Origin of the sequence: Plasticicumulans sp. (genome assembly GCF_035331805.1) — a bacterium.
GTDB lineage: Bacteria > Pseudomonadota > Gammaproteobacteria > Competibacterales > Competibacteraceae > Plasticicumulans.
In genome coordinates, this window is record NZ_DAOLKE010000514.1 from 1 (window position 1) to 1835 (window position 1835).

Consider the following 1835-nt stretch of genomic DNA (forward strand, 5'->3'; position numbering starts at 1 on the left):
ACCGGCGCGTCGGCCTCGGCCTCGCGCAGCAGCGCGCCGGCGAGCGGCTGCGCGGCCGGCAGGCACAGCGACGCGAACGGCTGCGCGTGCAGCTCGGCCTCATGCCGGCCGGTCAGGCGCTCCAGCGCCGGGTTCACGCGCTCGATGCGGCCCTCGGCATCGCAGACGATCAGCGCATCCGACATCGCCGCCAGCACGCCGGAGATGAAGCCGTGCGCGTCCTCCAGTTCGGCGTGCTTGTGTTCGAGCTCGACCTGATAGCGCACGAGATCGGCGTAGACCTCGTCCATCTTGCGGATCACCTCGATCCACGCCGCATCGGCGGCCTCGCCGCCCGGCAGCGTCGCCGGATCGGGCAGGCCGGCCGTGTCGTCGGTGTCGTAGCCGCCCGCCATCGCCGCCACGCCTCAGTCGTCCGCCGGTCCGAGACCGTGGCGCGCGAGCTTGGCGCGCAGGCCGACCCGTGACAGCCCGAGTTCGTCGGCCGCGCGCGTCTTGTTCCAGCGCAGCCGGTTCAGGGTTTCCTCAAGGATCGCGCGCTCCAGCCGGTCGAGCCGCGCGACCAGCGTGCCGCCGGCGGCCACGGCGGGATCGTCGCCGGAGGCGGCCTCGGCGGCGCCGGGACCGATGCCCGGCGACAGCTGCTGCGGACCGAGCAGCGGCTCGTCGGCGAGGGCGATCAGGCGCTGCAGTTCGTTGCGCAGCTCGCGGACGTTGCCGGGCCAGTCGTGGCGCACGAGGCGCGCGAGGGTTTCCGGCGCGCAGCCGTCGATGCGCACGCCGAAGGCCGCGGCGATGTCGGCGATCAGCGCCTGCGCGATCGGCGCGATGTCGTCGGGGCGCGCGCGCAGCGGCGGCACTTCGAGCACGAAGCCGGCGAGGCGGTAGTACAGGTCCTCGCGGAAGCGCCCGGCGCGCACCTCGGCGGCCAGATCGCGGTTGGTCGCGGCGATCACGCGCACGTCGCAGCGCTGCGTGCGCGCGCTGCCGACCGGGCGGAACTCGCCTTCCTGCAGCACGCGCAGCAGCCGCACCTGGAAGGCCGGCGAGATCTCGCCGATCTCGTCGAGGAACAGCGTGCCGCCGTCGGCCTGCGCGAACAGGCCCTGGCGGTCCTCGAAGGCGCCGGTGTAGGCGCCCTTGCGGTGGCCGAACAGCTCGCTTTCGAGCAGCGTGTCGGGCAGGGCCGCGCAGTTCTCGACCACGAACGGGCGTTCGGCGCGCGGGCTGTTGTAGTGCACGGCGCGCGCGAGCAGCTCCTTGCCGGTGCCGGATTCGCCGGCGATCAGCAGCGGGATGTCGTAGAGCGCGATGCGCGCGGCCAGCGTGCAGACCTCATCGAGCGGACTGCCCGGTGCGCGCACGAGGCGCGCGAAGGCGTGCTGCTCGCGCAGCTGCCGGCGGCGCGCACCGAGGCGCTGCTGCACGGCCGGCGCGGTCAGCTTCAGCTCCAGCGCCAGCGTCTCGTTCTCGCGCTGCAGGCGCGCGAGCTGCACGGCGCCGCGCACGGTCAGCAGCAGCGCATCCGGCGTCCACGGCTTGGTCAGGTACTGGTAGATGCCGGCGCGGTTGACGCCGGCGATGATGTCCTCGGCGTCGGTGTAGCCGGAGACGATGATGCGCACCGTGTCCGGCCACTGCTCGCGCACGCGCGCCAGAAACACCACCCCGGTCTCGCCCGGCATGCGCTGGTCGCAGAGGATCACCTGCACCCATTCGCGCGCGAGGATGCGTTCGGCCTCGGCGCTGCCGGTGGCGGTCAGCACGTCGAACTCGTCTTCGAGCACGCGCGTGATCGTCTGCAGCGAACGCGGCTCGTCATCGACGACCAGCAC

General features: G+C 73.2%; 2 protein-coding genes. Both read right to left on the reverse strand.

Translation table 11 applies throughout. The features are described from left to right. Nucleotides 1–404: PAS domain-containing protein (locus PKE44_RS18965; RefSeq protein WP_324554343.1), on the reverse strand; the 404-nt coding region annotated here is incomplete at its 3' end. A 3-nt stretch (nucleotides 405–407) separates the two neighbouring features. Next, nucleotides 408–1835, reverse strand: a 1428-nt coding sequence (locus PKE44_RS18970) for a sigma-54 dependent transcriptional regulator (protein WP_324554345.1), incomplete at its 5' end; no start/stop codon positions are given.